The 22,469-nt window shown below is 63.3% G+C and carries 23 protein-coding genes; 9 read left to right on the top strand and 14 right to left on the bottom strand.

Going from position 1 to position 22,469, the window contains the following annotated elements:
- The first annotated feature begins 6 nt into the window (after positions 1 to 6).
- On the top strand, positions 7 to 675 hold the full coding sequence (locus R3P93_RS20865; protein WP_317533965.1) for an urease accessory protein UreD: 669 nt from the start codon (positions 7 to 9) through the stop codon (positions 673 to 675).
- An 88-nt stretch (positions 676 to 763) separates the two neighbouring features.
- Here R3P93_RS20865 and R3P93_RS20860 read toward each other — a convergent pair whose 3' ends face one another.
- From R3P93_RS20860 to dapA, 5 genes are all read right to left on the bottom strand, one after another.
- The gene (locus R3P93_RS20860; RefSeq protein ID WP_269594078.1) at positions 764 to 2,167 is read right to left on the bottom strand and encodes an NAD(P)/FAD-dependent oxidoreductase; all 1,404 of its coding nucleotides are present in this window, start codon (positions 2,165 to 2,167) and stop codon (positions 764 to 766) included.
- 97 nt (positions 2,168 to 2,264) lie between these two features.
- Positions 2,265 to 3,065, bottom strand: coding sequence for a HugZ family pyridoxamine 5'-phosphate oxidase (locus R3P93_RS20855; RefSeq protein WP_269594079.1), 801 nt, complete (start codon positions 3,063 to 3,065; stop codon positions 2,265 to 2,267).
- 23 nt (positions 3,066 to 3,088) lie between these two features.
- A complete protein-coding gene (locus tag R3P93_RS20850) occupies positions 3,089 to 3,766 on the bottom strand; it encodes a GAP family protein (RefSeq protein ID WP_094641753.1) in 678 nt (225 codons plus the stop codon).
- Between the two features lie 83 nt (positions 3,767 to 3,849).
- Positions 3,850 to 6,234, bottom strand: a complete 2,385-nt coding sequence (locus R3P93_RS20845) for an excinuclease ABC subunit UvrA (protein WP_317533964.1) — start codon at positions 6,232 to 6,234, stop codon at positions 3,850 to 3,852.
- A gap of 6 nt (positions 6,235 to 6,240) precedes the next feature.
- Positions 6,241 to 7,185, bottom strand: a complete 945-nt coding sequence (gene dapA, locus R3P93_RS20840; RefSeq protein WP_317533963.1) for a 4-hydroxy-tetrahydrodipicolinate synthase — start codon at positions 7,183 to 7,185, stop codon at positions 6,241 to 6,243.
- A 72-nt stretch (positions 7,186 to 7,257) separates the two neighbouring features.
- On the opposite strand from dapA, the gene R3P93_RS20835 reads away from it, so the two are divergent.
- Positions 7,258 to 8,157, top strand: coding sequence for a LysR family transcriptional regulator (locus R3P93_RS20835; protein ID WP_317533962.1), 900 nt, complete (start codon positions 7,258 to 7,260; stop codon positions 8,155 to 8,157).
- Here R3P93_RS20835 and helR read toward each other — a convergent pair.
- Both helR and R3P93_RS20825 read right to left on the bottom strand, forming a co-directional pair.
- Positions 8,118 to 10,295 (bottom strand): RNA polymerase recycling motor ATPase HelR, encoded by a 2,178-nt coding sequence (gene helR / locus R3P93_RS20830; RefSeq protein ID WP_317533961.1) that lies wholly within the window; start codon positions 10,293 to 10,295, stop codon positions 8,118 to 8,120. The two genes, R3P93_RS20835 and helR, sit on opposite strands and share 40 nt — an antisense overlap.
- Before the next feature lie 231 nt (positions 10,296 to 10,526).
- Entirely contained in the window at positions 10,527 to 12,722 is a 2,196-nt protein-coding gene (locus R3P93_RS20825; protein WP_317533960.1) for a sensor domain-containing protein, read from the bottom strand.
- A gap of 126 nt (positions 12,723 to 12,848) precedes the next feature.
- Between R3P93_RS20825 and R3P93_RS20820 the strand changes: the two genes are divergently transcribed.
- Positions 12,849 to 13,193: a hypothetical protein gene (locus tag R3P93_RS20820; protein WP_317533959.1), complete on the top strand. Its 345-nt coding sequence runs from the start codon at positions 12,849 to 12,851 to the stop codon at positions 13,191 to 13,193.
- 133 nt (positions 13,194 to 13,326) lie between these two features.
- Here the strand turns inward: R3P93_RS20820 and R3P93_RS20815 are convergent, their stop codons facing one another.
- Positions 13,327 to 13,716, bottom strand: a complete 390-nt coding sequence (locus tag R3P93_RS20815) for a transcriptional regulator (RefSeq protein WP_317533958.1) — start codon at positions 13,714 to 13,716, stop codon at positions 13,327 to 13,329.
- 2 nt (positions 13,717 to 13,718) lie between these two features.
- The gene (locus R3P93_RS20810) at positions 13,719 to 14,207 is read right to left on the bottom strand and encodes a hypothetical protein (protein WP_317533957.1); all 489 of its coding nucleotides are present in this window, start codon (positions 14,205 to 14,207) and stop codon (positions 13,719 to 13,721) included.
- 80 nt (positions 14,208 to 14,287) lie between these two features.
- On the opposite strand from R3P93_RS20810, the gene R3P93_RS20805 reads away from it, so the two are divergent.
- The 5 genes from R3P93_RS20805 to R3P93_RS20785 all read left to right on the top strand — a co-directional run bounded on the left by R3P93_RS20805 (position 14,288) and on the right by R3P93_RS20785 (position 17,986).
- A complete protein-coding gene (locus R3P93_RS20805) occupies positions 14,288 to 14,761 on the top strand; it encodes a hypothetical protein (protein WP_068047269.1) in 474 nt (157 codons plus the stop codon).
- Positions 14,762 to 14,946: 185 nt separating this feature from the next.
- A complete protein-coding gene (locus R3P93_RS20800; RefSeq protein ID WP_317533956.1) occupies positions 14,947 to 15,531 on the top strand; it encodes a hypothetical protein in 585 nt (194 codons plus the stop codon).
- A 47-nt stretch (positions 15,532 to 15,578) separates the two neighbouring features.
- Positions 15,579 to 16,730 (top strand): GNAT family N-acetyltransferase, encoded by a 1,152-nt coding sequence (locus R3P93_RS20795; RefSeq protein ID WP_317533955.1) that lies wholly within the window; start codon positions 15,579 to 15,581, stop codon positions 16,728 to 16,730.
- Between the two features lie 75 nt (positions 16,731 to 16,805).
- Positions 16,806 to 17,150 (top strand): nuclear transport factor 2 family protein, encoded by a 345-nt coding sequence (locus tag R3P93_RS20790; RefSeq protein ID WP_317533954.1) that lies wholly within the window; start codon positions 16,806 to 16,808, stop codon positions 17,148 to 17,150.
- Entirely contained in the window at positions 17,147 to 17,986 is an 840-nt protein-coding gene (locus tag R3P93_RS20785; protein WP_317533953.1) for an SDR family NAD(P)-dependent oxidoreductase, read from the top strand. Before R3P93_RS20790 ends, R3P93_RS20785 begins: the two co-directional genes overlap by 4 nt.
- A 1,160-nt stretch (positions 17,987 to 19,146) precedes the next feature.
- On the opposite strand, the gene R3P93_RS20780 is transcribed toward R3P93_RS20785, so the two are convergent.
- From R3P93_RS20780 to R3P93_RS20770, 3 genes are all read right to left on the bottom strand, one after another.
- On the bottom strand, positions 19,147 to 19,677 hold the full coding sequence (locus R3P93_RS20780) for a Clp protease N-terminal domain-containing protein (RefSeq protein ID WP_317533952.1): 531 nt from the start codon (positions 19,675 to 19,677) through the stop codon (positions 19,147 to 19,149).
- Complete coding sequence (locus R3P93_RS20775) at positions 19,678 to 19,893, bottom strand: hypothetical protein (RefSeq protein ID WP_068051821.1); 216 nt, start codon at positions 19,891 to 19,893, stop codon at positions 19,678 to 19,680.
- A gap of 254 nt (positions 19,894 to 20,147) precedes the next feature.
- Positions 20,148 to 20,912, bottom strand: coding sequence for a hypothetical protein (locus R3P93_RS20770; RefSeq protein ID WP_156516282.1), 765 nt, complete (start codon positions 20,910 to 20,912; stop codon positions 20,148 to 20,150).
- Between the two features lie 18 nt (positions 20,913 to 20,930).
- On the opposite strand from R3P93_RS20770, the gene R3P93_RS20765 reads away from it, so the two are divergent.
- Positions 20,931 to 21,125, top strand: coding sequence for a hypothetical protein (locus R3P93_RS20765; protein WP_156516283.1), 195 nt, complete (start codon positions 20,931 to 20,933; stop codon positions 21,123 to 21,125).
- Between the two features lie 496 nt (positions 21,126 to 21,621).
- Here the strand turns inward: R3P93_RS20765 and R3P93_RS20760 are convergent, their stop codons facing one another.
- Together R3P93_RS20760 and R3P93_RS20755 are read right to left on the bottom strand one after the other, a co-directional pair.
- A complete protein-coding gene (locus tag R3P93_RS20760) occupies positions 21,622 to 21,921 on the bottom strand; it encodes a helix-turn-helix domain-containing protein (RefSeq protein WP_374222424.1) in 300 nt (99 codons plus the stop codon).
- 31 nt (positions 21,922 to 21,952) lie between these two features.
- A partial coding sequence (locus R3P93_RS20755) for a tyrosine-type recombinase/integrase (RefSeq protein ID WP_317533951.1) occupies positions 21,953 to 22,469 on the bottom strand: 517 nt, incomplete at its 5' end.

Raw genomic sequence — 22,469 nt, 5'->3', positions numbered from 1 at the left:
GCGTCGATGCACACAGAGCTCTGCATCGACGCGAGCCGCAGCCGCAGCCCACGCATCACCTCGGTGGGCGGACTCGCCGGCCGACAGACCGGACCGGACACGGTTCACCTGATCGGAACGGCGGCAACTCCTCTCGGCGGCGACACCATCGTGGTCAGAATCTCGGTGGCGGCCGGCGCGCACCTGGAGGTGCGTAGCGTCGCAGCCTCGTTGGCGATGCCCGGTGGGCTGCATCGTCACTCCTCCGCGCAGTGGCACTTCGAGGTCGGTGCAGGTGCGTCGCTGGTCTTCGACCCGCAACCGATGGTCGTCGTCTCCGACGCCTCGCACTCGGTGATCAACACCGTTGTGCTGGAACAGGATTCGACGTTGTGGTTGCGAGAGCGAACGCAGATCGGCCGCTTCGAGGAAGCGTCGGGACAGTGGAGCAGTGCGATGCGATGCGACGTCGGAGGCAGCCCGCTGCTGCGTCATCGAGTGGAACTGGGCGCGGGATCGGTTGCGTACGACGCATTGTCGGCACCGCTGTCGATGTCCAGCACGCTGAGGTATCCCGATACCCGGGCGTCCGAGGTCGATCTCGCCGACGGGAGCGTCCGGCTGTCGCTGGCCGGAGGCGGTTCGCTGAGTACGTCGGTGGGGCGTCGTCTACAGCCCGTCGATTCGCTCGGCTGAGACAGAGCCCCGACAAACGAACGACGCACGGGCCGACGGTATGTCGTCGGCCCGTGCGTCGTAGTCGTAGCGACGGGTCAGCTGCTGATCAGCCTGCGGCCTTCTCGCGTTCCTGTTCCTGATCGGCTGCGTCCGTCTTGACGGCACCCGCACGTTCGAGAGAGTTGAGTTGCTCGATGGCCAATCGCGCGAACACCTGCTGTTCGGTCGACGCCATCTGCGCGCGGCCCTTGCCGAGGAACGTCACGAACCACGAGATGACAGTCGTGATGCGGCTGCGGTAGCCCACGAGGTAGTACAGGTGCAGAGCGAGCCACATGAGCCAGGCGATGAATCCACCGAACTCGAGCTTGCCGACCTTGGCGACGGCGTTGAATCGCGACACCGTCGCCATCGAACCCTTGTCGAAGTACTTGAACGGGGCCCGCTGCGCGGGATCGTCCTGGCCCTTGACCGATGCCTTGATCAGCTTGGCAGCGTAGGTCGCTCCCTGAATGGCACCCTGCGCCATGCCCGGAACGTCCTTGACCGACATCAGGTCGCCGACCACGAACACGTTCGGGTGACCCTTGACGGTGAGGTCCGGTTCGACCAGCACGCGTCCGGCGCGATCGGTCTCGGATCCGGACTGGTCGGCGAGCTGCTTGCCGAGTGGGCTGCCCTGCACGCCTGCGGACCAGACCTTGCACTGCGCCTCGATGCGACGCGTCGTGCCGTCCTTCTCCTTGACGGTCAGGCCGTCGTTGTCGACGTCGGTGACCATCGCGTTGAGCTGGATTTCCACGCCGAGCTTCTCGAGCCGCTCGGCGGCCTTGCGGCCGAGCTTCTCACCCATCGGCGGCAGCACGGCCGGCGCGGCGTCGAGCAGGATGACGCGGGCGTCACGCGGATCGATGTTGCGGAAAGCTCCGTCGAGGGTGCGATCGGCGAGCTCGGCGATCTGCCCGGCGAGCTCGACACCGGTGGGACCCGCGCCGACGACCACGAAGGTCATGAGGCGGTCCTTCTCCTCTTGATCGTCGGAGAGTTCGGCCTGCTCGAACGCTCCGAGGATGCGTCCGCGCAGTTCGAGTGCATCGTCGATGGTCTTCATGCCGGGCGCGAACTCGGCGAAGTGATCGTTGCCGAAGTAGGACTGCTGTGCGCCTGCCGCGACGATGAGGCTGTCGAACGGAGTGACGGTGATGCGTTCGAGGAGCTTGGACGTCACCGTCTTGGCCTCGAGATCGATGTTCAGCACGTCTCCGAGCAGCACCTCGGCGTTCTTCTGCTTGCGCAGGATGACGCGGGTGGTGGGAGCGATCTCGCCGACGGACAGGATGCCTGTCGCGACCTGATAGAGGAGAGGCTGGAAAAGGTGGTGTGTCGTCTTGGCGACGAGGGTGATGTCGACGTCGGCTTTCTTGAGCGCCTTGACGCCGAACAGACCTCCGAACCCGGAACCGATGACGACGACGCGGTGACGCTTCGATTCGAGCGGTTGGATGCTCATTACCTGCTCCCTAACGATTGCGGTGTGAGGTCAACGGTAGTCGCCATCGATCGCGACGTCTCGACAAGGTCGTCGTGTCTGTGGTGGCAGCGCGCACCTATCGGCCGGCTGCTGCGCGCTTCGCCAGTTCCACGGTCGCGGCTCGCAGTTCGGCAGCCGAGCCGATCGGAGTCGCATAACCGACCCTGGTGTACGCGATTCCGCGCGGCGTGTGCACCTTCAGATCCAGTCCGTAGCGGTCCGCTGCCGTGCACTCCGCGGACGTCGCATCGGGAAAGCCGCCCAGTTCGCGGGCCATCGCAGTCAGCGACGTCGAGTGGTCGGCGTTGAGGTGCTCGACCGCGTACGCGGAGGTCGGCGACACCGGATCGGGCGCGGCCTGGGAATACGCTTCGGCAGTTGCCGAATCCATCCGGCCGTATCCGCCGACCCACCGGACCCGATGCACGCGCATGACCCAGAGCGTGAAGTCGCTGTAGTCGAGGTAGTACTTCGCCGCCGGTACGCCGTCGAGGTGCGCCGCGCGTGCTGCGGCCAGCTCGTCGCCCTCCGGCCGCTCGACCACACCTGCCAGCGTGATTCGGCCCGACGCCAGCGGATCGGTCTGCGATTGCGGTGCCACGATCGACAGGCTCATCCGTTGATCGCCGGTGAGGTTGCGTCCATGTTCGGCCATTCGCGAGACACACAGAACGGGAGCGCCGTCGAGCAATCCGTACGTGACGAACGAAGCCCAGGGATCGCCGTCCGCGGTCAGGCTCGCAAGAGTTGCGGTGTTGGTGGACGCAGCGATCGTGCGTGCTTCCTCGGCCGCGGACGGCCGGCGGTCCTCGACGACGGGGGCCAGGGGAGGGGGAACGGACGGGGCGTCACCGGGATCGCCATGATCGAGTGCCATGCGCAGAAGCTTACGGCGACGACCTACAGGAGGTCTCGGGCATGAACGAGCGCGTCGGCGACGAGTGCGACACCGAGTACGACGAAGATGACGCGCACCGTCGGCGGGCCGTACCGCGTCAGAGCCCGCACGGTCGCGGTGAACGCCCGCCTGGAACGTCGACTCTTTCTCGAAGCCAGTATCAGAACGAGGATGGGCGGTAGCAGCCCGATCAGGCAGTACACGACGACGATGGCCGGCCACCACGGCGGACGGGGATCGTAGGTCGAGAGCATCGTCAACCCGGCGAGATACGGCACTGCCGTCGGGCCCTGCACCAGACCGATCGTCAGTCCGGTCAGGGCAACGACGGGAATGCTCGAGCCGGCTCGGGCTGCCCACGCCGGCGGGCGACGTTCGGTGGTGCGCAGTGCACCGAGACCGATCAGCACCAGCCCCACAACCAGTTCCGTGCGATACCGGAGCGTGGCAGTGATGGTGATGTCGAACAGATCGGTGAAGAAGTCGATGCCGAGAACGGTGAGGATGCCGAACGTGGTCGTGGCCGTGAACACTCCGCCGACGAACGCCAGCCCGGCTCGGAAAGGAGACCGGCGGGTGGTTCTCGAATGCACAGCGATGGCAGCGGTCACGCCGATCAGCAGCACGTCGAGTGAATCGAGTAGTGCAAATCCGACAAGCGCAAGCAGCAAGGTCACCATGGAGGGTCCAGGATATCGGTCAGTCGAAGGTGACCTTCTCGGTGACGACGGCCTCGGCGGTCCGGCCGGGAATCGGTTGCACGTCAGCTCCCCACGTACGCGGCCAAGTGCTTGCCCGTCAGGGTCGAACCGTCCGCCACCAGATCGGACGGCGTGCCCTCGAACACGACCAGTCCGCCGTCGTGTCCGGCACCGGGACCGAGATCGATGATCCAATCGGCGTGGGCCATGACGGCCTGATGATGCTCGATGACGATCACGGACTTGCCGGAGTCGACCAGCCGGTCCAACAGCCCGAGGAGCTTGTCGACATCGGCGAGGTGCAGCCCGGTGGTGGGTTCGTCGAGAACGTAGATCCCGCCTTTGTCGGCCATGTGCGTCGCCAGCTTGAGGCGTTGGCGTTCTCCACCCGACAGCGTGGTCAACGGCTGGCCGATCTTCAGGTAGCCCAATCCGACGTCGTTCAAGCGTTGCAGAATCCTGTGTGCCGGGAGCAGTTTCGCCGGCCCGTCGGAGAAGAACTCCTCGGCCTCTGCGACCGACATCGACAACACCTCGTCGATGTTGCGCCCGCCGTAGTGGTACTCGAGTACCGATGCCTGGAATCGCTTGCCCTCGCACTCCTCGCACGTCGTGGCCACCCCGGCCATCATCGCGAGGTCGCTGTAGAGGACACCAGCGCCGTTGCACGTCGGGCACGCGCCTTCGGAGTTCGAGCTGAACAACGCGGGTTTGACGGCGTTCTCCTTGGCGAACGCCTTGCGGATCGGTTCGAGCAACCCGGTGTACGTCGCGGGGTTGCTTCGACGCGAGCCACGGATCGCCCCCTGATCGACCGACACCACATCGTCTGTCCCCGAGAGCGATCCGTGAATGAGCGAACTCTTGCCCGAGCCTGCGACGCCGGTGACGACGACCAGTACTCCGAGTGGAACGTCGACGTCCACGTCGCGCAGATTGTGGGAGTCCGCGCCGCGGATTTCGAGTACTTCGGAGAACTCGCGCACCGATTCCTTCAGTGATGCCCGATCGTCGAAATGCCGACCGGTGACGGTGTCGCTCTGCCGCAATCCGTCGACGGTGCCCTCGAAACAGACGTGCCCGCCCGCGCTTCCCGCACCGGGGCCCAGATCGACGACGTGGTCTGCGATGGAGATCGTCTCGGGCTTGTGCTCGACCACGAGTACGGTGTTTCCCTTGTCGCGCAACTGAAGCAGCAGGTTGTTCATCCGCTCGATGTCGTGGGGATGCAGACCGGTGGTCGGCTCGTCGAACACGTACGTCACGTCGGTCAACGAGGATCCGAGGTGGCGAATCATCTTGGTGCGCTGAGCCTCTCCACCGGACAACGTTCCCGACGGACGATCCAGGCTCAGGTAGCCGAGCCCGATCTCGACGAACGAGTCGAGAGTCTCGCCGAGTGTGGTCAGCAGTGGTGCCACCGACGGTTCCTTCAGGCCGCTCACCCACTTCGCCAGGTCGCTGATCTGCATCGAACATGCGTCGGCGATGTTGACGCCCTTGATCTTCGACGACCGAGCACCTTCGTTGAGCCTGGTTCCGAGGCAGTCCGGGCAGGTGGTGAAGGTGATCGCACGTTCGACGAAGGCGCGGATGTGGGGCTGCATGGCGTCGACGTCCTTGGACAGGAACGACTTCTGAATCTGCGGCACGAGCCCCGAGTAGGTCAGATTGATGCCGTCGACCTTGATCTTCGTCGGTTCGCGATAGAGCAGGTCGTCGAGTTCCTTCTTGGTGTACTTCGCGATGGGCTTGTCTGGGTCGAAATACCCGCAGCCGCGGAATATTCGGCCGTACCAGCCCTCCATGCTGTAGCCGGGGATCGTGATCGCGCTCTCGTTGAGCGACTTGCTCGCGTCGTAGAGAGCAGTGAGATCGAAGTCGCTGACGGAGCCTCTGCCCTCACAGCGTGGGCACATGCCACCGGTCACGGTGAAGGACTTCTTCTCTGTGGTCTGCCTGCCGCCCTTGTCCACCTTGTACGCACCTGCACCGGACACCGACGCGACGTTGAACGAAAAGGCTTGTGCGGAGCCGATGTACGGCTTTCCGATTCGGCTGAACAGAATCCGCAGCATGGCGTTGGCATCGGTTGCGGTGCCGACGGTGGAGTGAGGATTGGTGCCCATGCGCTGTTGATCGACAATGATGGCCGTTGTGAGTCCGTCCATGACGTCGACATCCGGGCGGCCGAGCGTGGGCATGAATCCTTGTACGAAGGCACTGTAGGTCTCGTTGATCATGCGTTGTGATTCGGCCGCAATCGTACTGAAGACCAGCGAGCTCTTTCCTGACCCGGAGACCCCGGTGAACACGGTCAGTCGCCGCTTGGGTAGCTCCACATCGATGTCCTGGAGATTGTTCTGCCGCGCCCCCTGAACACGAATCGAATCGTGACTGTCGGCAGCATGCCGTGCCGAGCCCTCCGAGACCTTCTTCGTCGCCATGAGCAGTCACGCTAGTCGTACCGAAACGTGCTCGCTTCTCGATTCCTGATCGAATCCGGTGGCCGACAGGGCCGCGTCGAGTCGGCTCAGGTCGGCCGCCGAGGATGCGAGAAGTGGGCGTCGCACGGTCGCGTCGGAGATGACGCCGATCCTGGCGAGCGCGGCCTTGGCCATGATGGCCCCCTGCGTCGTGCGCATGACGGCGTCGGTCAACGGCAGGAGCGATCGCTGTACTGCGTTCGCTCGGTCCAGGTCGCCGACGCGGATTGCCGCGATCAGCTCGGCGTAGCGGTCTGCCACGACGTTTCCGGTGACGCTGACCAATCCTGTTGCACCGGAGGCGAGGTAGGGCAGTGCGAGTTCGTCGATTCCGCAGTAGTAGGCGAGATCCGTCGAGGACATGACGGTCATGGCCTCGTACAGATCACCCTTGGCGTCCTTGACGGCAGCGATGAGGGAGTGGTGAGAGAGCTCGACGAGCGTCGACGCCTCGATCGCCACACCTGTGCGCGCCGGGACGTCATACACCATGACCGGTAGCCCACCTGCCTCGGCGATGGCGACGATGTGTTCCGCAATGCCGGCCTGGGTGGGGCGCGAATAGTAGGGAGCGGTGATCAGCAGGGCGTCGGCACCGGCTGCCGCTGCGGACCGAGCCATCTCCATCCCCGTGGAGGTGTCGTTGGTGCCTATTCCAGCGATCACGCGAAGAGCGTGATCGCGATGCCTGCAGGCGCGAGCGATCAGCTGCGAGATCTCGTGGCCCGTCAAGGTCGGTGCTTCACCGGTTGTTCCGGCGATCACGACGCCATCGCATCGCCTGGCCGACAGGTGCGTGAGAAGGGCATCGACGCCGGCTCGGTCGAGTGAACCATCGGGGTGCATAGGGGTCGCCATGGCGACGAGGTTCGTACCGAAGATCGTCGAGGCCGGCGACCGATTGGTGTTCATGGTCCGAGTGTGAACCGCCCGATACCTGAGGTCCAGCGATGCATTTTCGGCATTACTGCGTACTGTTCCTTCATGATCGATACCAGCGCCCTGCACGCACTGCGCGCTGTGGCTGCACTCGGCACTCTTGCGCGGGCCGCCGACGAGCTCGGATACACCTCCTCGGCGATCTCCCAGCAGATCAAACGACTCGAACGGCAGATCGGCACCCCGGTACTGGCGCCGGCCGGCAGAGGTGTGGTGCTCACCCCCGCAGGTCGGGCGGTGGTCGAGTCAGCGGGGGAGGTGTTCGACGCTCTGGAACGTTGCGTCGAGGCCGCTCGATCCGCCGACGGGGGCGTCGCTCGTGGGGTCGTTCGGTTGGTCGGCTTCTCGACCGCGGTGCGTGGATTGGTGGCTCCCGCGCTGATCGTGCTGGATCGACGGTATCCCGATCTGACGGTGCACATCAGCGAGGAGGATCCGGATCGTGCACTGCACAGCGTCCATGCCGGGACCGCAGATTTGGCGCTGGTGCACGATGCAGACGGGGTATCGGCACCCGCTCCTCCCTCGGTCGTTCGCCAACCGATTCACCTGGACTTCGGCGACGTGATCATGAAGCGAACCCACCCTCTCGCCCGACGCGAGACCGCGTTGACCCATGCCGAACTCGCTCGGTACCCGTGGGTGACGAGCCCGGCCGGGACGGTCTGTCACCAGTGGTTTCGGCGGCTGTTCGCCGAGTCATCCGCCGAGATCGATGTTCGCCATCTCGTCGACGATTTCTCCACGCAACTCGCGCTGGTCGAAGCGGACGACGTGCTCGCTCTCGTGCCTCGCCTCGCGCGTCCGGTGCTCGGTGCCGGTCTCGTCGCGGTTCCGCTCGAGCGCGCTCCCGCTCGTGAGGTGCAGGCCGCGTGGCGGCGCAGCGCCGATGCCAGCCCGGCGATTCATGCCGTGCTGGGCGTCCTCGGTGCGGCCTCGCGCTGAGCGGTCAGAACGACCAGCTGGCCGGTCGCTCGCGTCATGGCCAAGTACCTGTCGACGGCACCGGCGATTCCTGATCCGAACGAATCCGGGTCGATGAGCACGACCAGATCGAATTCGAGGCCCTTCGACGACTGCGGTGTCAGCGAGCGGATGCGCTCCGACGGGACAAACGTGGGATCGCCGATGACGCAGGCGATTCCGTCGATGTTCGATTGCAGCCAGCGATCGAGGATCGACGCCAGCTGTGCCGCGTCTCCGTACTCGACGGGCACTCCGGTACTGCGGATGGAGACCGGGACGTTCGCGTCCGGCAGCGCTGCACGGATCACCGGCTCGGCTTCGGCCATGACTTCCTGCGGGGTGCGGTAATTGACACCGAGGGTTGCGATCCTGACCCTGTCGAGACCGACCCGTCCAAGTCGTTCGCGCCAGGACTCGGCGAATCCCAGACGCGCTTGCGCGCGGTCTCCGACGATGGTGATGCTGCCCGACGGGCACCGGCGCAGGACCATGTGCCATTGCGCGTCGGTCAATTCTTGCGCCTCGTCGACGACGATGTGTGCGAACGGCCCCGCGAAGGGGTCCGACGGGATCTCCTCGAAGCCCGCCGAATCGACGAGCGCATCGCGAATCCCATCCTGCCGCAACTGCGCAGCCATCATCTCGTCGTCGTCGGCGGCCATGAGTTCATCGACGACGCGGTCCATTCGCGCGCGTTCGTGTACAGCTGCCAGATCCCGACGCCGAGTGCGCCGTGCATGTTCAGGATCTCCCAGCCGCATTCGTGCGGCGTCGAGCAGCGGGAGATCGGCCACCGTCCATCGCGTCGGATCGGGTCGTTGTAGTGCGTGGACGTCCTCGGGGGCGAGCCAGGGTGCGCACGAGCGAAGGTACGCCGACACGCTCCACAGGTCTGCGACGAGGTCGGGAGCATCGATGATCGTCCAGGATCTTTCCAGCTCCGCGCGTAGAGACTCGTTGTTCTGCAGTGACTTTCGTATGTCGGTCGGGGCCTCGTCGCCGTCGTAGCGGTCCATCAGAATCGTCAGCAGCAATTCCCAAACTTGTTCACGAGCCTCGTTGTGTGGAGTGCCGGGGTCGGGTGCCTCGAAGGCCTCGGCCCAATCGGCCGCAGTCAATGTCAGATCGGCCCATTCGGTCTCCACGATCATGGTCCGAGTCGGTGGCTGCTCGTAGAACGCAACGGCCGCGTCGATCGCCACGCTCATGCTCTCGGTCGCCTTCAATTGCGCCACAGAAGGATTCGTCTCGTCGATCGCGTTCGTTCCTTCGGCGACGAGATCTCGAAGAGTACAGGTCTGCACACCGTCCTCGCCCAGACTCGGTAGGACGTCGGAAACGTAGGCGAGGTACGGCTCGTGTGGGCCGATGAACAGCACGCCGCCGCGGCTGTGTCCGAGACGCGTCTCCGCATACAGCAGATACGCGGTGCGATGCAGTGCGACCACGGTTTTCCCGGTTCCAGGACCACCGTCGACGACCAGCGCGCCGCGGGCGTCCGCTCGAATGATCGCGTCTTGATCTGCCTGAACGGTGCTCAGCACGTCACGCATTCGCGGTGAACGTGCCGTACCCAGACTGGCGATGAAGGCGGACTGATCGTCCAGCGCAGCTTCGGTGATCGGTTCGGTCAGATCGAACACCTCGTCCCAGTAGTCGGTGATGGTGCCGTTCGTCCACCTGTATCGACGACGACTTCGCAGCCCCATGGGATTGGCGTGAGTGGCGCCGAAGAAGGGTTCGGCTGCGGGGGAGCGCCAGTCGACGAGGAGTTGCTCGCCTGCAGTTCCCAGCAGTCCGAGTCGTCCGATGTATACCGGCTCCTCCGCGTCGGTGGTCACGACGCGACCCAGGCACAGATCGACTCCGTACCGACGCAGTGAACGGAGACGGCCGCCCAAGCGGTGTATCTCGAAGTCGCGTTCCATCACTTCTCGGCCCATACGGCCCGACGACTTCTGCGCTGCCTCCAGCCGTGCCGACGTGTCGAGACGAGACTTCTCGATACTCGAGCGAATAGCTGAAAAGTGTTGCTCGTCTTGGCCGATCAATGCCGAGTCACGCTTGCGCGCGAGATTGTCGGGTAGGTCGAAAACACTCGGGTACGCATGTTTCACGGGACTCCGATCGATTGCTACGTGGCTGCAGCGTGCAATTCTGAGCCCTGTACGGGGTCTTGCCGCAAGCCCCTGGGTGCGCTATACATTGAAAGGGGAAAAGAAGTAACAGTCGCTCTCGATCCCGTCCCCAGACTCCAATGCCGACGAAACCGGCTGTGCATCAAATGATTCGAAGTCAGGATCAGGCCACAGGTGCGCGGCCGGCGAACTGCCCGTCGCGGTCGGGGTTCATCGATCGCCGAGAAGCAGATCGGCGATTGCTCCGGCACCGACCGGCCGACCCAAGAGGTATCCCTGCGCGAAGTCGCAGCCGGTGGCGGCCAGTGCGTCGAGTTGCTCCTCGGTTTCGACACCCTCGCCGACGACGGTGACGTCGAACGCGCGGGCGAGCGAGACGATTGCCGAGACGATCGCACGTGCCCGAGGGGCCGGCAGCCGGGCTATGTACGACTTGTCGATCTTGAAGCACTCGAACATGGGGTAGCGGTCGAGATACGACATGGAGCTGTGGCCTTTGCCCATGTCGTCGAGTAGGAGAGCCACCCCCATGGCGTGCAGTGCGGAGACGGTGTCGGCGACCCGTTCGGTGTCGGCGACCCACACGGTTTCGGTCACCTCGAGGCCGAGAGCGAAGGCGGGCAGTCCCGTCTCTTTCAGTACCGAGGCGACCTCGGTGGGAAAATCGGGATCGCGGAGTTGAAGCGCGCTGACGTTGACGCGGACCACGATGTCGGAGAACGTTCGCCACCGCGCCGCGGCCGTGCATGCGGTACGCAGCGCCCACGCGCCCAAAGGAGTTGCAAGACCAGTTCTTTCGGCGACTCCGACGAACTCGCTGGGGTCGATGGGCCCGAGTTCGCGGTGATCCCAGCGGGCGAGCGCCTCCACGGCAACGATCTTCCGTGTGGCGATGTCCACCAACGGTTGGTAGGCGAGAGTGAGTTCATCGGCGAGCAGGGCCGCTCGGAGATCGATCGACAGTGACCTGATGCGATCCGCGTCGTAGAGATCGGTGGGATCGAACACTGCATGCCCACCGGTACCACTGTCCTTTGCGCGGTACATGGCCAAGTCAGCGCGGTGGATCAGCTCGTGCCGACTCGAATTCGGTTCGGACACCGCGATACCGATGCTGGCGCTCAAGGGGATGGGCACGTCTTCGGCGGAGAAGGGAACGGCGATGGAACTCGAGATGTGTCGAGCGAGTTCCTCCGCGTGAGCAACGCTGTCGACGCCTTCGCAGACGATCAAGAATTCGTCTCCGCCCAGGCGCGCGATGGTGTCGGCGTCTCTGATGGCCGAGGCGAGCCGTTCGACGAACTTGACCAACGCTTTGTCCCCGGCGTCGTGTCCCAGGCTGTCGTTGATGATCTTGAAGTCGTCGATGTCGAGTAGAAGCAGTGCTACGGTGCCTGCCTGTTGTCTGGCGCGGTCCAATGCCGAATCTATGACCTCGTACGCGAGGGTGCGGTTCGGCAGGCCGGTCAGGGCGTCGTGCGTGCTACGTCGTCGCAGTTGGAGTTCGAGGTCGATGCGTCGTATCGCCGCGGATACGATGCCGGCCACCGAACTGAGAAACGACACTTCTTCGTCACGATAGAGGCGGGCCTCGGCGCTGTGGATGGAGAGAACTCCCCATGCTTTTCCGGCGGCGGTGAAGATGGGGACTCCGACGCCGCTGCGGAGGCCGAGAGAGATCATCGTGTCGGTACGGAAACGCTTCTCGGCGTGACTGTCGTTGCACACGACAGGCTCCGAGAGCGTCAGGACGAATCCCACCAACGAACCGTTCCCGGACGGAACGTTCTGACGCACTCCGAGTGCACCGCTGGCCGCGTCCATGGTCAAGTACGGATCGCTCGGGTGCTCGAGATGGGCGATGGCGGAGTTGCCCACGCCGATCAAGGTGGCGGCGGTGTCGGTTGCTGCGGTGAGCAACCTGGGTAGCTCGGCGATGACGGCGAATCGGCTCAGATCGGCGAGAGCCTTCTGCTCCAGCGCGTGACGACCGGCGATCACCGCGTCGGCCGCCATCCTGGCACTGCGTTGTTCCACCGTGTGTCGGTGCCTGATGGTGGATGCGACCACGTCGGGGCCACCGTCGTCACGACTGATCACGTAGGAAGACACCACGACCGGCATGCCGGTACCGGTCACGTGGTGGCGCAGCTCGCAGTAGCCCTCCCACTTGCCTTCGGCGAGTAGACCGGCGGCGATGTCGTTGGTGAGATCGAGTCCGTCGGAAGTCAGCAGATCCAAGGCCGACAGTTGGCCGATATCGGCCACGTCCGTGACCCCGATCAGCTCCGAACCCGCCGGATTGATGTACAGAATCTTCCCCGTGAAATCGGACAGCGCAACGAAATCAGGGGAGCGTTCCAGAAAGGATCGAAGACTCACCGGATCGCCCGGGAGATCGAACATCGGCCCTCCGATCCGTGTCGCCCGGGATACGTGCGGCTCCGGGTCCATGTTATTCGTCGTTCGTGGCCAGTGTGCCCGAACAGCCCGTGCCGGGTATCAGTCTGTCCATTGTCGTGCCTCGATGGGATGTCGAGCGGCGAAGAGCGCCATATTTCCCACCATCGTGACCTCTACCTGCTCGAATCTGTCGGCCAGGACTTCTCGTTAGCCAGGCAGGTCGTCGCGCCGTTCACCGCACGCCTTGTACGTCTGTTCGACGCCGATCGCTGGCGATCCGAACAACCCGGGCACCGCACGACCATCCGCTGTCCGGCACCAACGCTGTCCGGCACGAACGCGAGCGACGAATGGATGTGCGACGTCGTCCCCGAAGTGGTTGTCGCCGTTGATGATTACGGTCATCTGATGGACGTGAGCGCAGAGTGCAGGGGAGTGGGGTCGATTCGTCGTTGTGCGGCCGACCCCAGCTGATGGCTGTGTCGGTCGGACAACGGGCAGTCTGTTGTCGCCGATGGCGGTGATCGGATTCAGGCTCGGCGTCGCCGGTACAGCGGCGGTTCGTTCGGATGCTGGGTGGTGGAAATTGCGCCCGGTGACATGCAGTTCAGCCCAATTCGGGTGTGGCACCGAAGGTCGGACTCCACGTCATGAGGGGTGGTCGCGACGGCGATGGTTCCGGGTGGCCGTGGGCGATGACATTGAGTTCGGCGATATGGGAATCGAACGCTTCCCGTCCGGCACCTGTCAGCTTCACCCACGTCACTCTCCTCGAGTCCGAACGTGACAGCGATGCAGTCTTGTTCATCGAGACGTAGCCCGCGTCGGAGAGCGCTTTGAGATGTTTCGACAGCGACGCGTCGCTGATCTCGAGTGTGTCGCGTATGACCGCGAAGTCGATTTCGTCGATTCGCCGCAGAATTCCGCAGACACGCAGGCGGATTGGAGCATGTATGACGGAATCGAATTTCGGCCCGAAACCGGGATCTTCGGTCACGATCAGTTACTCCTGGACCGGCGGCCGGTGAGCTGCCGGACGCCTCCAGCGTGCAGATGGGTTCGGTACACGCCGTCGAACAGACGACCGCCGAACAGCACGACGACGAAGCACACGGCCTGCGGCACAAGTACCCACCACGCAGACAGCGACGCCACCACACCGTAGGACACGCTCAACAAGCCGAGCACGCTCACCAGGAGCCCGATGAGAACACCCCATCCCACCATGCCTACTGCCGCCGGTCGCACCCCGGATATCCGGGGGTAGAGCAGAGCCAATGTCGCGGCTGCCGCTACCGGGAGAGCGGCGAATGCGGCACCCACGTTGCTGTCCGACAATACCGGCGTTCCTACGTGCAGAGCGGTCACGGCGGCGAAGACCGGGTAGAACCAGGACGGTGCAGCGAGACGATCTGCGAGGGAGACGCGATCGGCGTGGAGCGCATCCAGAAGATCGCGCACGTCGTCCGGCGACTGATTGCTTTCCATGTTGGCAACTCTAACACTTTCCGTCTAGGCAAGTGTTACGTTGAATCCTGAAAGTACACCGCGCACATCCATGGAGGGTCATGAAGAAGCATCCGGTCGTCACTCGTTCACTCGTCCTCGCCAGCGCGCTCACAGCCGTGATCGGTACCAGCGCCGCGCAAGCCGGTGCCCAGGAGAGATACTTCTCGCCGCAACAACGGATTTACACGCTCGCCGAGGTTCCCCAATGTCTCGGCGGTACCGTCGATGTGAATGTCCAGAGCGGCTACGCGCCCAACGAGATTCGTGCGAATTTCACCACCCACCTGTACAGCCCGGCATGGGCCGGATCAGCCGACTACGAGTGTTATCTGAGCATCTATGCGGATTGGCGTAACCACGACACAGGACTCAGCGGAACCGCCGAGCAGCGGGTGGCGAGCTGGCGGTTCCAGGGCCCCAATGTGGCAAACCCTTACGTGGACATCGAGACAGGGGAGGGGCCGCTTACGGTCACCTTCAGAACGAGTGCCGCGCATACACCGAGCCCCACCTTCGAGGTGCCGGCCCGCTGAACAGCGCCGAACCGGCTTCCGGCGGGCGAGAGCCGTGACGTCTTCATGTCGACTCGAAAGAGAAAAGAGAAAACGTGACAATTGCTCGGAAGTCAGTTGTTCTGGTCGCGACTGTGTGCGGATTGGCCCTAGGTGGTTGTGCGAGTGGCGATTCGGACACCAGTGCCGCGCCGGACACGACACGTGTGCCCGCTGGGACGACGACGTCGCCCGCGGGGACGAGCACCGAGTCGTCGGTTGTGGCCGAGCCGCCGACTCGGCTCGAGGCCGAATCCCCACAGAAATCTGCAGTCGCTCCGTCGACGCGAACGCCGGAGGAAGCAGCGGACCTGGTGCCGGGTGGTGGTGGTGCGATCTTGCAGCCGTCGGGAGACGAAGCAGGCAACGTCGATCCCGTGACGTTCCGGACGGGGAGTGACAAATACAACTTCACGTCGCCGACGGGCAACATTCACTGCGGCATCTGGGACGCCGACGGGCCCGAGGGGCGAGTGGGATGTCAGGCCGTGGACGGCAGAAATCCTTTCGACGGACCGCAATGCTCGAACGCAGAGAACGACAAGGTCGCTGTTCGCGTAACCGCGGCGGGCTCGGAAAGCATGTGCACGACACAGGGCATCTACGTGGATGCGAACGCCCCAATACTCGAGTTCGGCCAGGTGCTGTCGGTCGAGGACGTGGTGTGCCGGTCCGGGCCCGACGACATAATCGGGTGTACCGCACCCACGGGCGGATTCACGTTCTCCCGAGGTATCAACTACACCTACTGATTCGAACGTTGCGGGGTGTGAGTCGACAGTCCACACTTGGACCCACCATGACGAACTACGATCTGCGCGCCAACCCCCGGAAATTGCGGCCGCGGCCAGCGGTCCCGCGCGAGGTGGCGGTCGAGCTGACGTCCAGCGGGGTGCCTGTTGCCGAGCGCGACTTCTTCGTCGAGGAGTTCCGAGGGGTCACGATCGTGATCGCCCTTCCCATAGTGAGCGTCGCGGCTCTGGAAGCAGTGGAACGGACGGTCGGTGAGTTCGGCACCGGCGACACGCGATTCATATTCGTGGTTCCGGCCGACCATGCTCCGGAAGTCACCGCTGCAGTCGGTGGTGTGGCCATGACCGGTGCGACTGTCTGGAACGACGAGTCCGTCGCCCGTCTGTGGCTCGCAATCGCGGACTCGGAATGCGTCGTGATCGGGGCGGAGGCGGCCGCTGTCGCGCGCACTGCCGGCACCGTGTCTGCGAGCGTGCGGGCATCGAAAATGGTCCTGACCGATCCGGGCGGGGGCTGGGGTAATCCTCCTCGTAGCTTCGCCGACATCGACCTGCACCGCGAGCGCCTGGTCGCCCACCTGGCCGAACGGGGGCTCGACGATTTCCCCCCAGCCGCCGAGGCAGCACTTGCCGGTGGTGCATACAGCGTAAACCTCTGTCGTGCTGAGGATCTCGAATTCGAGCTGTTCACATTCGACGGCCGAGGGACCGTCCTGACCCAAGGCCGCTACCTGCACTTGGCCTCGCTACAGGTGGACGACTTCCCGGCGATAGAGGCTTTGGTGGCACAGGGAGTGCGAGAAGGGGTTCTCAAGCAGCGCAGTCGGATCGAGATTGCCAGGATGGCTGTCGGTGGGCTCGGTGCTCGGGTACTGCGCACGGGGCACCTCGCCGGCATCGTCGGACTCGAGGTGGACCGTTACGCCGGAACCGGATTCGGCGAAGTGTCCGGCTTGATCACCGTTGCCGAGTTCTCCGGACTGGGAGCAGGCGGCTTGTTGATGGACGGATTGTTGGAGGTCTGCCGCACGAAAGGCATCTCGACCCTGTTCGCGGTCACCGTCAGCAGTGAGGCCGCGGAGTTCTTCGCCAAACGCAGTTTCGTCGAGGTCGGGCATCAGGATGTGCCTGCCGCGAAGTGGGAGGACTACGACGCCGATCGGCTCGAGTCTGCTCGCTGTTTTCTACGATCCGTCTGAATATTTGCGAGGAGTGTTTTACCCGGGTGGACCTGGTGTTGACACTCCCCTTGGGGGAGGCATCACCGTGGGGTCATGACCACACAATGGGATGGACTCCCGGACAACGTGAAGAAGTTCATTACCGCACTCGACTCCAAGCAAGGCGCTCGCGGGCTCTCCGTATTCACCGCGGATGCCGTGGTAACCGATGAGGGCCACGACCACTCGGGCCGAGACGAGATCGAGGCCTGGCTGATCGCCTCGGTCAGTGAGAGTGAGTACACCTACACGAGCAAGTTCACCGGAGCGACCACATCCGGCACGACTGTCGACGTCGAGCAGCACCTGGAAGGCAACTTCCCCGGGGGAGTCGTCGACCTGCACTACCGCTTCACGCTCGACGGTGCGCTGATCCAGGGGCTGGTGATCGAGCCATGAGCAAGCGATGGTTCATCACCGGTGGCACACCCGGCGGTTTCGGCATGGCGTACGCCGAGGTGGCGCTGGAGGCGGGGGACCGCGTGGTACTCACCGCCCGGCGTCCGGAGGAATTGGTGTCGTGGGCCGATCGTTACGGTGACCGCGTGCTCATCGTGCCCATGGATGTCACCGACGCGGCGCAGGTGCTCCGCGCGGTACACACGGCCGAGGAGCATTTCGGCGGTATCGACGTGCTGGTCAACAACGCCGGTCGCGGCTGGTACGGATCGATCGAGGGAATGGACGAGTCCTCGATACGGGCGATGTTCGAGCTGAACTTCTTCGCCGTGCTGTCCGTCACGCGCGCAGTGCTACCAGGTATGCGCACCCGCGGAAGCGGGTGGATCGTCAACGTGTCCTCGGTGGCCGGGCTTCTGGCGGCGGTCGGATTCGGCTACTACAGCGCCACGAAATACGCGATCGAGGCCGTCACCGACGCGCTGCGCCAGGAAGTCGCCGAGCACGGCATCTCCGTGTTGGCAGTCGAACCGGGCGCTTTCCGCACGAACGCTTACGCCGGATTCGCCGACGAGCCCATCGCGGAGGCCATTCCGGAATACCGCGAGATGCTGGAACAGGTGCGGGCCGACTTCGTCGACATGAACGGGGTGCAACCGGGAGACCCGCATCGCGGTGCCCGTGCAGTGGTCGCAGCGATGGCCCAGAACCCACCGCCACACCGGCTGATCCTGGGCAACAGCGGATACGACGCCGTGATCGACGCGCTGGAACAAAATCTGAGCGACATCCGGTCGAACGAAACACTGTCTCGCAGCGTGGATTTCCCCGCCTAGCCAGGCCCGCTGAATCAAAATTCGATAGCGACCCATCCGGAACATCGGACTACCGATGCCACGGTGGTGACGGCCAGGTCGTTCTCGACGACCCGGCCGTCACCACGGCACAACAGCAGCCTGCAAAGCTGTGCGAATGGCCTTCACCATTACACTGTCGACACCGATCGCCGCGGACCCAACAGCAGTCTTCGAACTGGAGTCGGATGCCCAGGTCCACGCGGAGTCTCAGGGTTCGTTCGGAGAAAGTGTTCGGTTCACATCCGATCGCAGTAGCCTCCGCCGGGGGGATGAGATCCAGATCCGCTCCAGACACCTCGGGTTCTGGTTCACCTTGACCAGCCGTATCACAGAGCACGAACGTCCTCGATATTTCGTGGACGAACAAGTCACCGGCCCTTTCTCTTCGATGCGTCACGAACACTTCTTTCTCGCAACACGTGATCACACCCAGATGGTCGACGTCATGTCAGTACAGTTTCGCGGAGGACGACTCGCCGCTCTGATTCTGGATATCCCAGGAAAGCTGTACCTTCGACGCATCCTGTGTATTCGGAACGAGTTCATCAGGCACGGCGCCGAAGCCGAGCAGGCAGCGAAGAGTCGGTAACTGGTCAGAGTGTCAGCGCCCTCTGGCATTGTTCCTACTTGGAGACGCTTGGACGGCGAGCGGTATTGCGCTGCAAAAGCAGTGGGTTCGATCACTGGGTAAGTCTCTTATCTGATCTCGAGGTATTCGCTGACCCTCCAATCCGACGACCGTTCCGATACTGAGCGTGGCGTGAAGTCGAGGAAGTATGGCGTTATTGCCGAGAAGATGTGCCACGCGAGCGCCCACGACATCCATGCTCACTTCCCAGATACCCATCCCCATTCCGATCAGATAGAGCGCGTCACCCGCGAAGACCGACCAACCTGATTCCGGCCCGACGGAGAGCGCACCCAGTCCCACTGCTGAGACGACGACGCCCGGAGCGATCACGCGTCTTGCCCCCGACGCGCTGGATGATCGTCCCGGCGAACGGCAGACCGGATACGGCCCCCGCCGACAAGAACAGCAGACGAATCCCCAATTGGGAAGGTCGACAATGCCAGGTCCGTGCCGATGGCGGGATACGACTGATAAACGCGGTGTTCATGGGCTCCGTTGACGAGAAACGCTAGGTAGTCAGTGGTGAGATCGCGCCGCGTGCACGAGCCACCGTCACGCCGGCCGGCAGGAGAGTGCGCACCGTGGAGTCATCCTGCGCAAGAACCCCGAGCAGAACGTGAGCTACACCGATATCGCGGTCTCGGAGTGCAACTGCTTCTTTCATCGACTGCCGGAGTGCCTTTTTGGCAGCTTTGTCGAAGGGTAAATGCCGCCGTGCCGGTTCGCGCTTGCGATCGAGGGCTCCGGCACCGAATGCGGCGTCGACCTGCGAGACAACGGCATCGAGATCGATTCCAATCGACTTCAGCGCGTGAGCATCTGCGGGCCCCAGCCCAGCGCTGACCTGTACCACCGAGCGAACTGCTTCGGAAGTGACTCCAAGCGTGGTCATTCGAGTCCTTAGCGACTCGTCGGCACCGTCGAGCGCAGCAATCATCAGGTGCTCGACGCCGATACGCGACGATTGCAGTTCGCGGGCGACATCCTGCGCACCGATCACGGTGAGTCGAGCTGCTGCGGTGAACTTCTCGAACATCATCTACCTCCCTTGTCCGCCGTGCTTCTTGTGCACGGCCTGTCTGCTGACTTCGAGCGAGTCCGCAATCAATTGCCAGGGCCAACCCTGGTTGCGGGCATTGCGAACTTGGACTGCTTCGAGACGCTCGAGCAGTCGACGCAGTGCTAGCACTGCGCGAAGCCCTTCGGCAGGATCAGGGCTGCTGGCGGCTGCGGCGAGTGTTGTGGCTTCGGTCATGGTGTCAATGTAAATTGACATCGGCCGCTTGTCAATTCCGGTTGACGGCGCGATCCGCTCCTGTGACCCCAGGTTGCTGCAGGAATGGCTCTGACAACGGCACGACGACGATCTCGCAGCCGAGTCCCGCCAATGCATCGTATGAAGTCTGCATAGGGCGTACGCAATCTCAGAGGTAGTGCGAATGCCGTGGATAGGCTTCGGGGCCGACTGCGTGGATAGAAGTCTTGAATGACCTCAAAAAGGGCGGGTAGTCACGTCGTGCGTGATCCAATCGCCGGATAGCTGCCCATCGGGACGCCCGAGCGAGCGGCGTGAATGTTCATCACCTTGTTGCTGTATCCGAGTAGGTCGGCGAGCGTTGCGGCGTCGAGTTCTTTGGTCAGGTCGTGCAGCGCTGCGTTGCGAATCGCGAGGATTTTGATGCCGAAGACCTGTCTGAGTGTATTCAGAAGGGTCTGCTCGGTGATGTGATGCCCGGCCCGTGTTCCTGGGAACAGCCACGGGGATTGATTGTTGGTGGTGCGCTGGTTGGCGCGTGAGGTCAAGTATTCATGGAAGAGGGGGAGTAGCGGTTCGGGCACTGGCGCAGGATGTTCACCGAGGTGGAGGCTGATTCCCGTTGGTGTGACTTCTACTTGCTCCGTGCGCATTTCGGCGATCCGGCGGACCGGCAGCGCATACAGAAGAAGCATCAGTGCAGCGATCCGGTTGTTGAGCACCACTGCCTCCGACTCGAGGACTGTTCGAATCAGTGTAAAGCGTTCGTGGGATGAGGCGAGTGGTGTTTGCCGAGCCTCGCGGTATTTCAGGTGGTAGCGCTTGCCGATCCCTGTTTTGGCTCGCCATTGGAGAAAGTTGCGTGCTGCCATTCGGGTGGTGGTCCCAGTGGAGAAGTACTCGTCGACGTGGGCCTGAGTCAGTGCGTCGACAGTGACGTGATGGTTCTCGCTCAGCCAGATCAGGAACTTCCCGGCTTCGGTGATCTCTTGCTTCGCGGTTCGAGTTGCGTTGTCCATGTTGCGGATTCGGTTTCCGTGGATGCGGCGAAGGTGATGCCATCGGGCAAATTGTTCGAGAGCGGTGCGAACATCTGGTCGGTCTGCGAGTGTGTCGAGCCGGTTCTCGAGCCACGTCTGGAACCGGGCGAGTCGAGGATTACCGCGGTCGGGCAGGATGTGAAGGTCCACCAGCATTTCTCGAAGGTGTTCGACGTGTCGGCCAGGGGGTAGCTCGTCGAAGGCACTGTGCGAGAGCATCAGCTCACGGTCACCGATCTTCTGCAGCAGCTCGGCAGCCGATTTGCCTCGCATCCAGGTAACGATGCTCTCCGGACGTGACACCTTCGCCAGTTCTGCGACGAGCCGTTTGAGTCGGAGGTCTGGGGGATCGTGCGGTCGTAGAGCCGCGGTGAGGTCTGCGGTGACGACGCATCGTGCGCAATGTCCACCACGTAGGCGCTCGGCCTCGCGGCCGCAGTTCGTGCAGTCGAGGGCAGTGGTGATGCCTGCGCATTCCCGGCAGATCGACTGCCGGGCGGGTGATAGCCCGGGTGTCATTCGTTCGATGCCGCACAGTGCGCAGCGGCCGTAGGTGCGCACTGCAGCGGTGAAGCACGCACCGCAGAGTGATTCGGTGGGCCATCGGACTCGGTGCCGGGAAACAGCGATAGTGCAGCGATCGCACACCTTCGATCCGCCGACCGTACGCGGTCGGCCTCTGGGACGGTCAGGCATCGTCGTCGGTGATTCGCGCCCTGACTGGTCTGTATGCGTCAAGGAGAGGAACGTCCGTTGGCGAGTTCACTGCACGCTTGTCTCGTCGACGGTTCGCGTCTGTCGCGGTGTAGGTCACGAGGTCGCCGGCTTCGATGCCGAAGATGTCGCAGAGGGCAACGAGAACACTGAACGCGATGCGTTCGGGTTCCTGTCCGACGATCCTGTAGATCTGTGATTCGGACAGGGTAATTCCTCTGTCCCGCAACGGTTCCACGAGGTCACGACTGTTCTTCATTCCAACGCGTGCCATGTGTTCACGCACACGCCAGCGATACTGTATTTCACGTTTCATCGTCTGCCTTTCCTCTCGCACCATCTCGTTCACCGACGCTGCGACGCAGCGTGTTCGACAACACTTGTTCCAGATGGCGTGCCCGGTAGTCGGGGGAGGCGATCGTATAGATGGAGGTCGTTGCTGCGTGTTCGTGGCCGAGCTGCATTTGCACGAAGCTCAAGTCGTATCCGTACTCGGTCTGTAGATGAGTTGCATACGCGCGTCGGAGCGAGTGCAGGTCCAAGCCCGGCGGGAAGCCGAGCTCGTCCACCAGGTTTCGCATCCGCTTCCACAGGTCTCTGCCGGCGACAACACCTCCGCGGTCGGTGGGGAACAGGTCGGCGAGCGGCTGTCCGTAACGGGGTAGGCCGTAGTTGACCCAGTGTTCGAGTGCCTCTGCAGCCCAGTCGAATACGGTCAGGACTGTGCGTTGTTTGGCGGGTGAACGATAGTGCCCCATGGGGTGGTGTAATTCGGATCGGTGAACCATCCGGTTCATGATCAACGAGTTGTGTTGTATGTTA

It is taken from the genome of Rhodococcus cerastii (assembly GCF_033042195.1).
Taxonomy (GTDB): domain Bacteria; phylum Actinomycetota; class Actinomycetes; order Mycobacteriales; family Mycobacteriaceae; genus Rhodococcoides.
The sequence above is the reverse complement of the archived record's forward strand: the minus strand, read 5'-3'. Positions and strand labels throughout refer to the sequence as shown.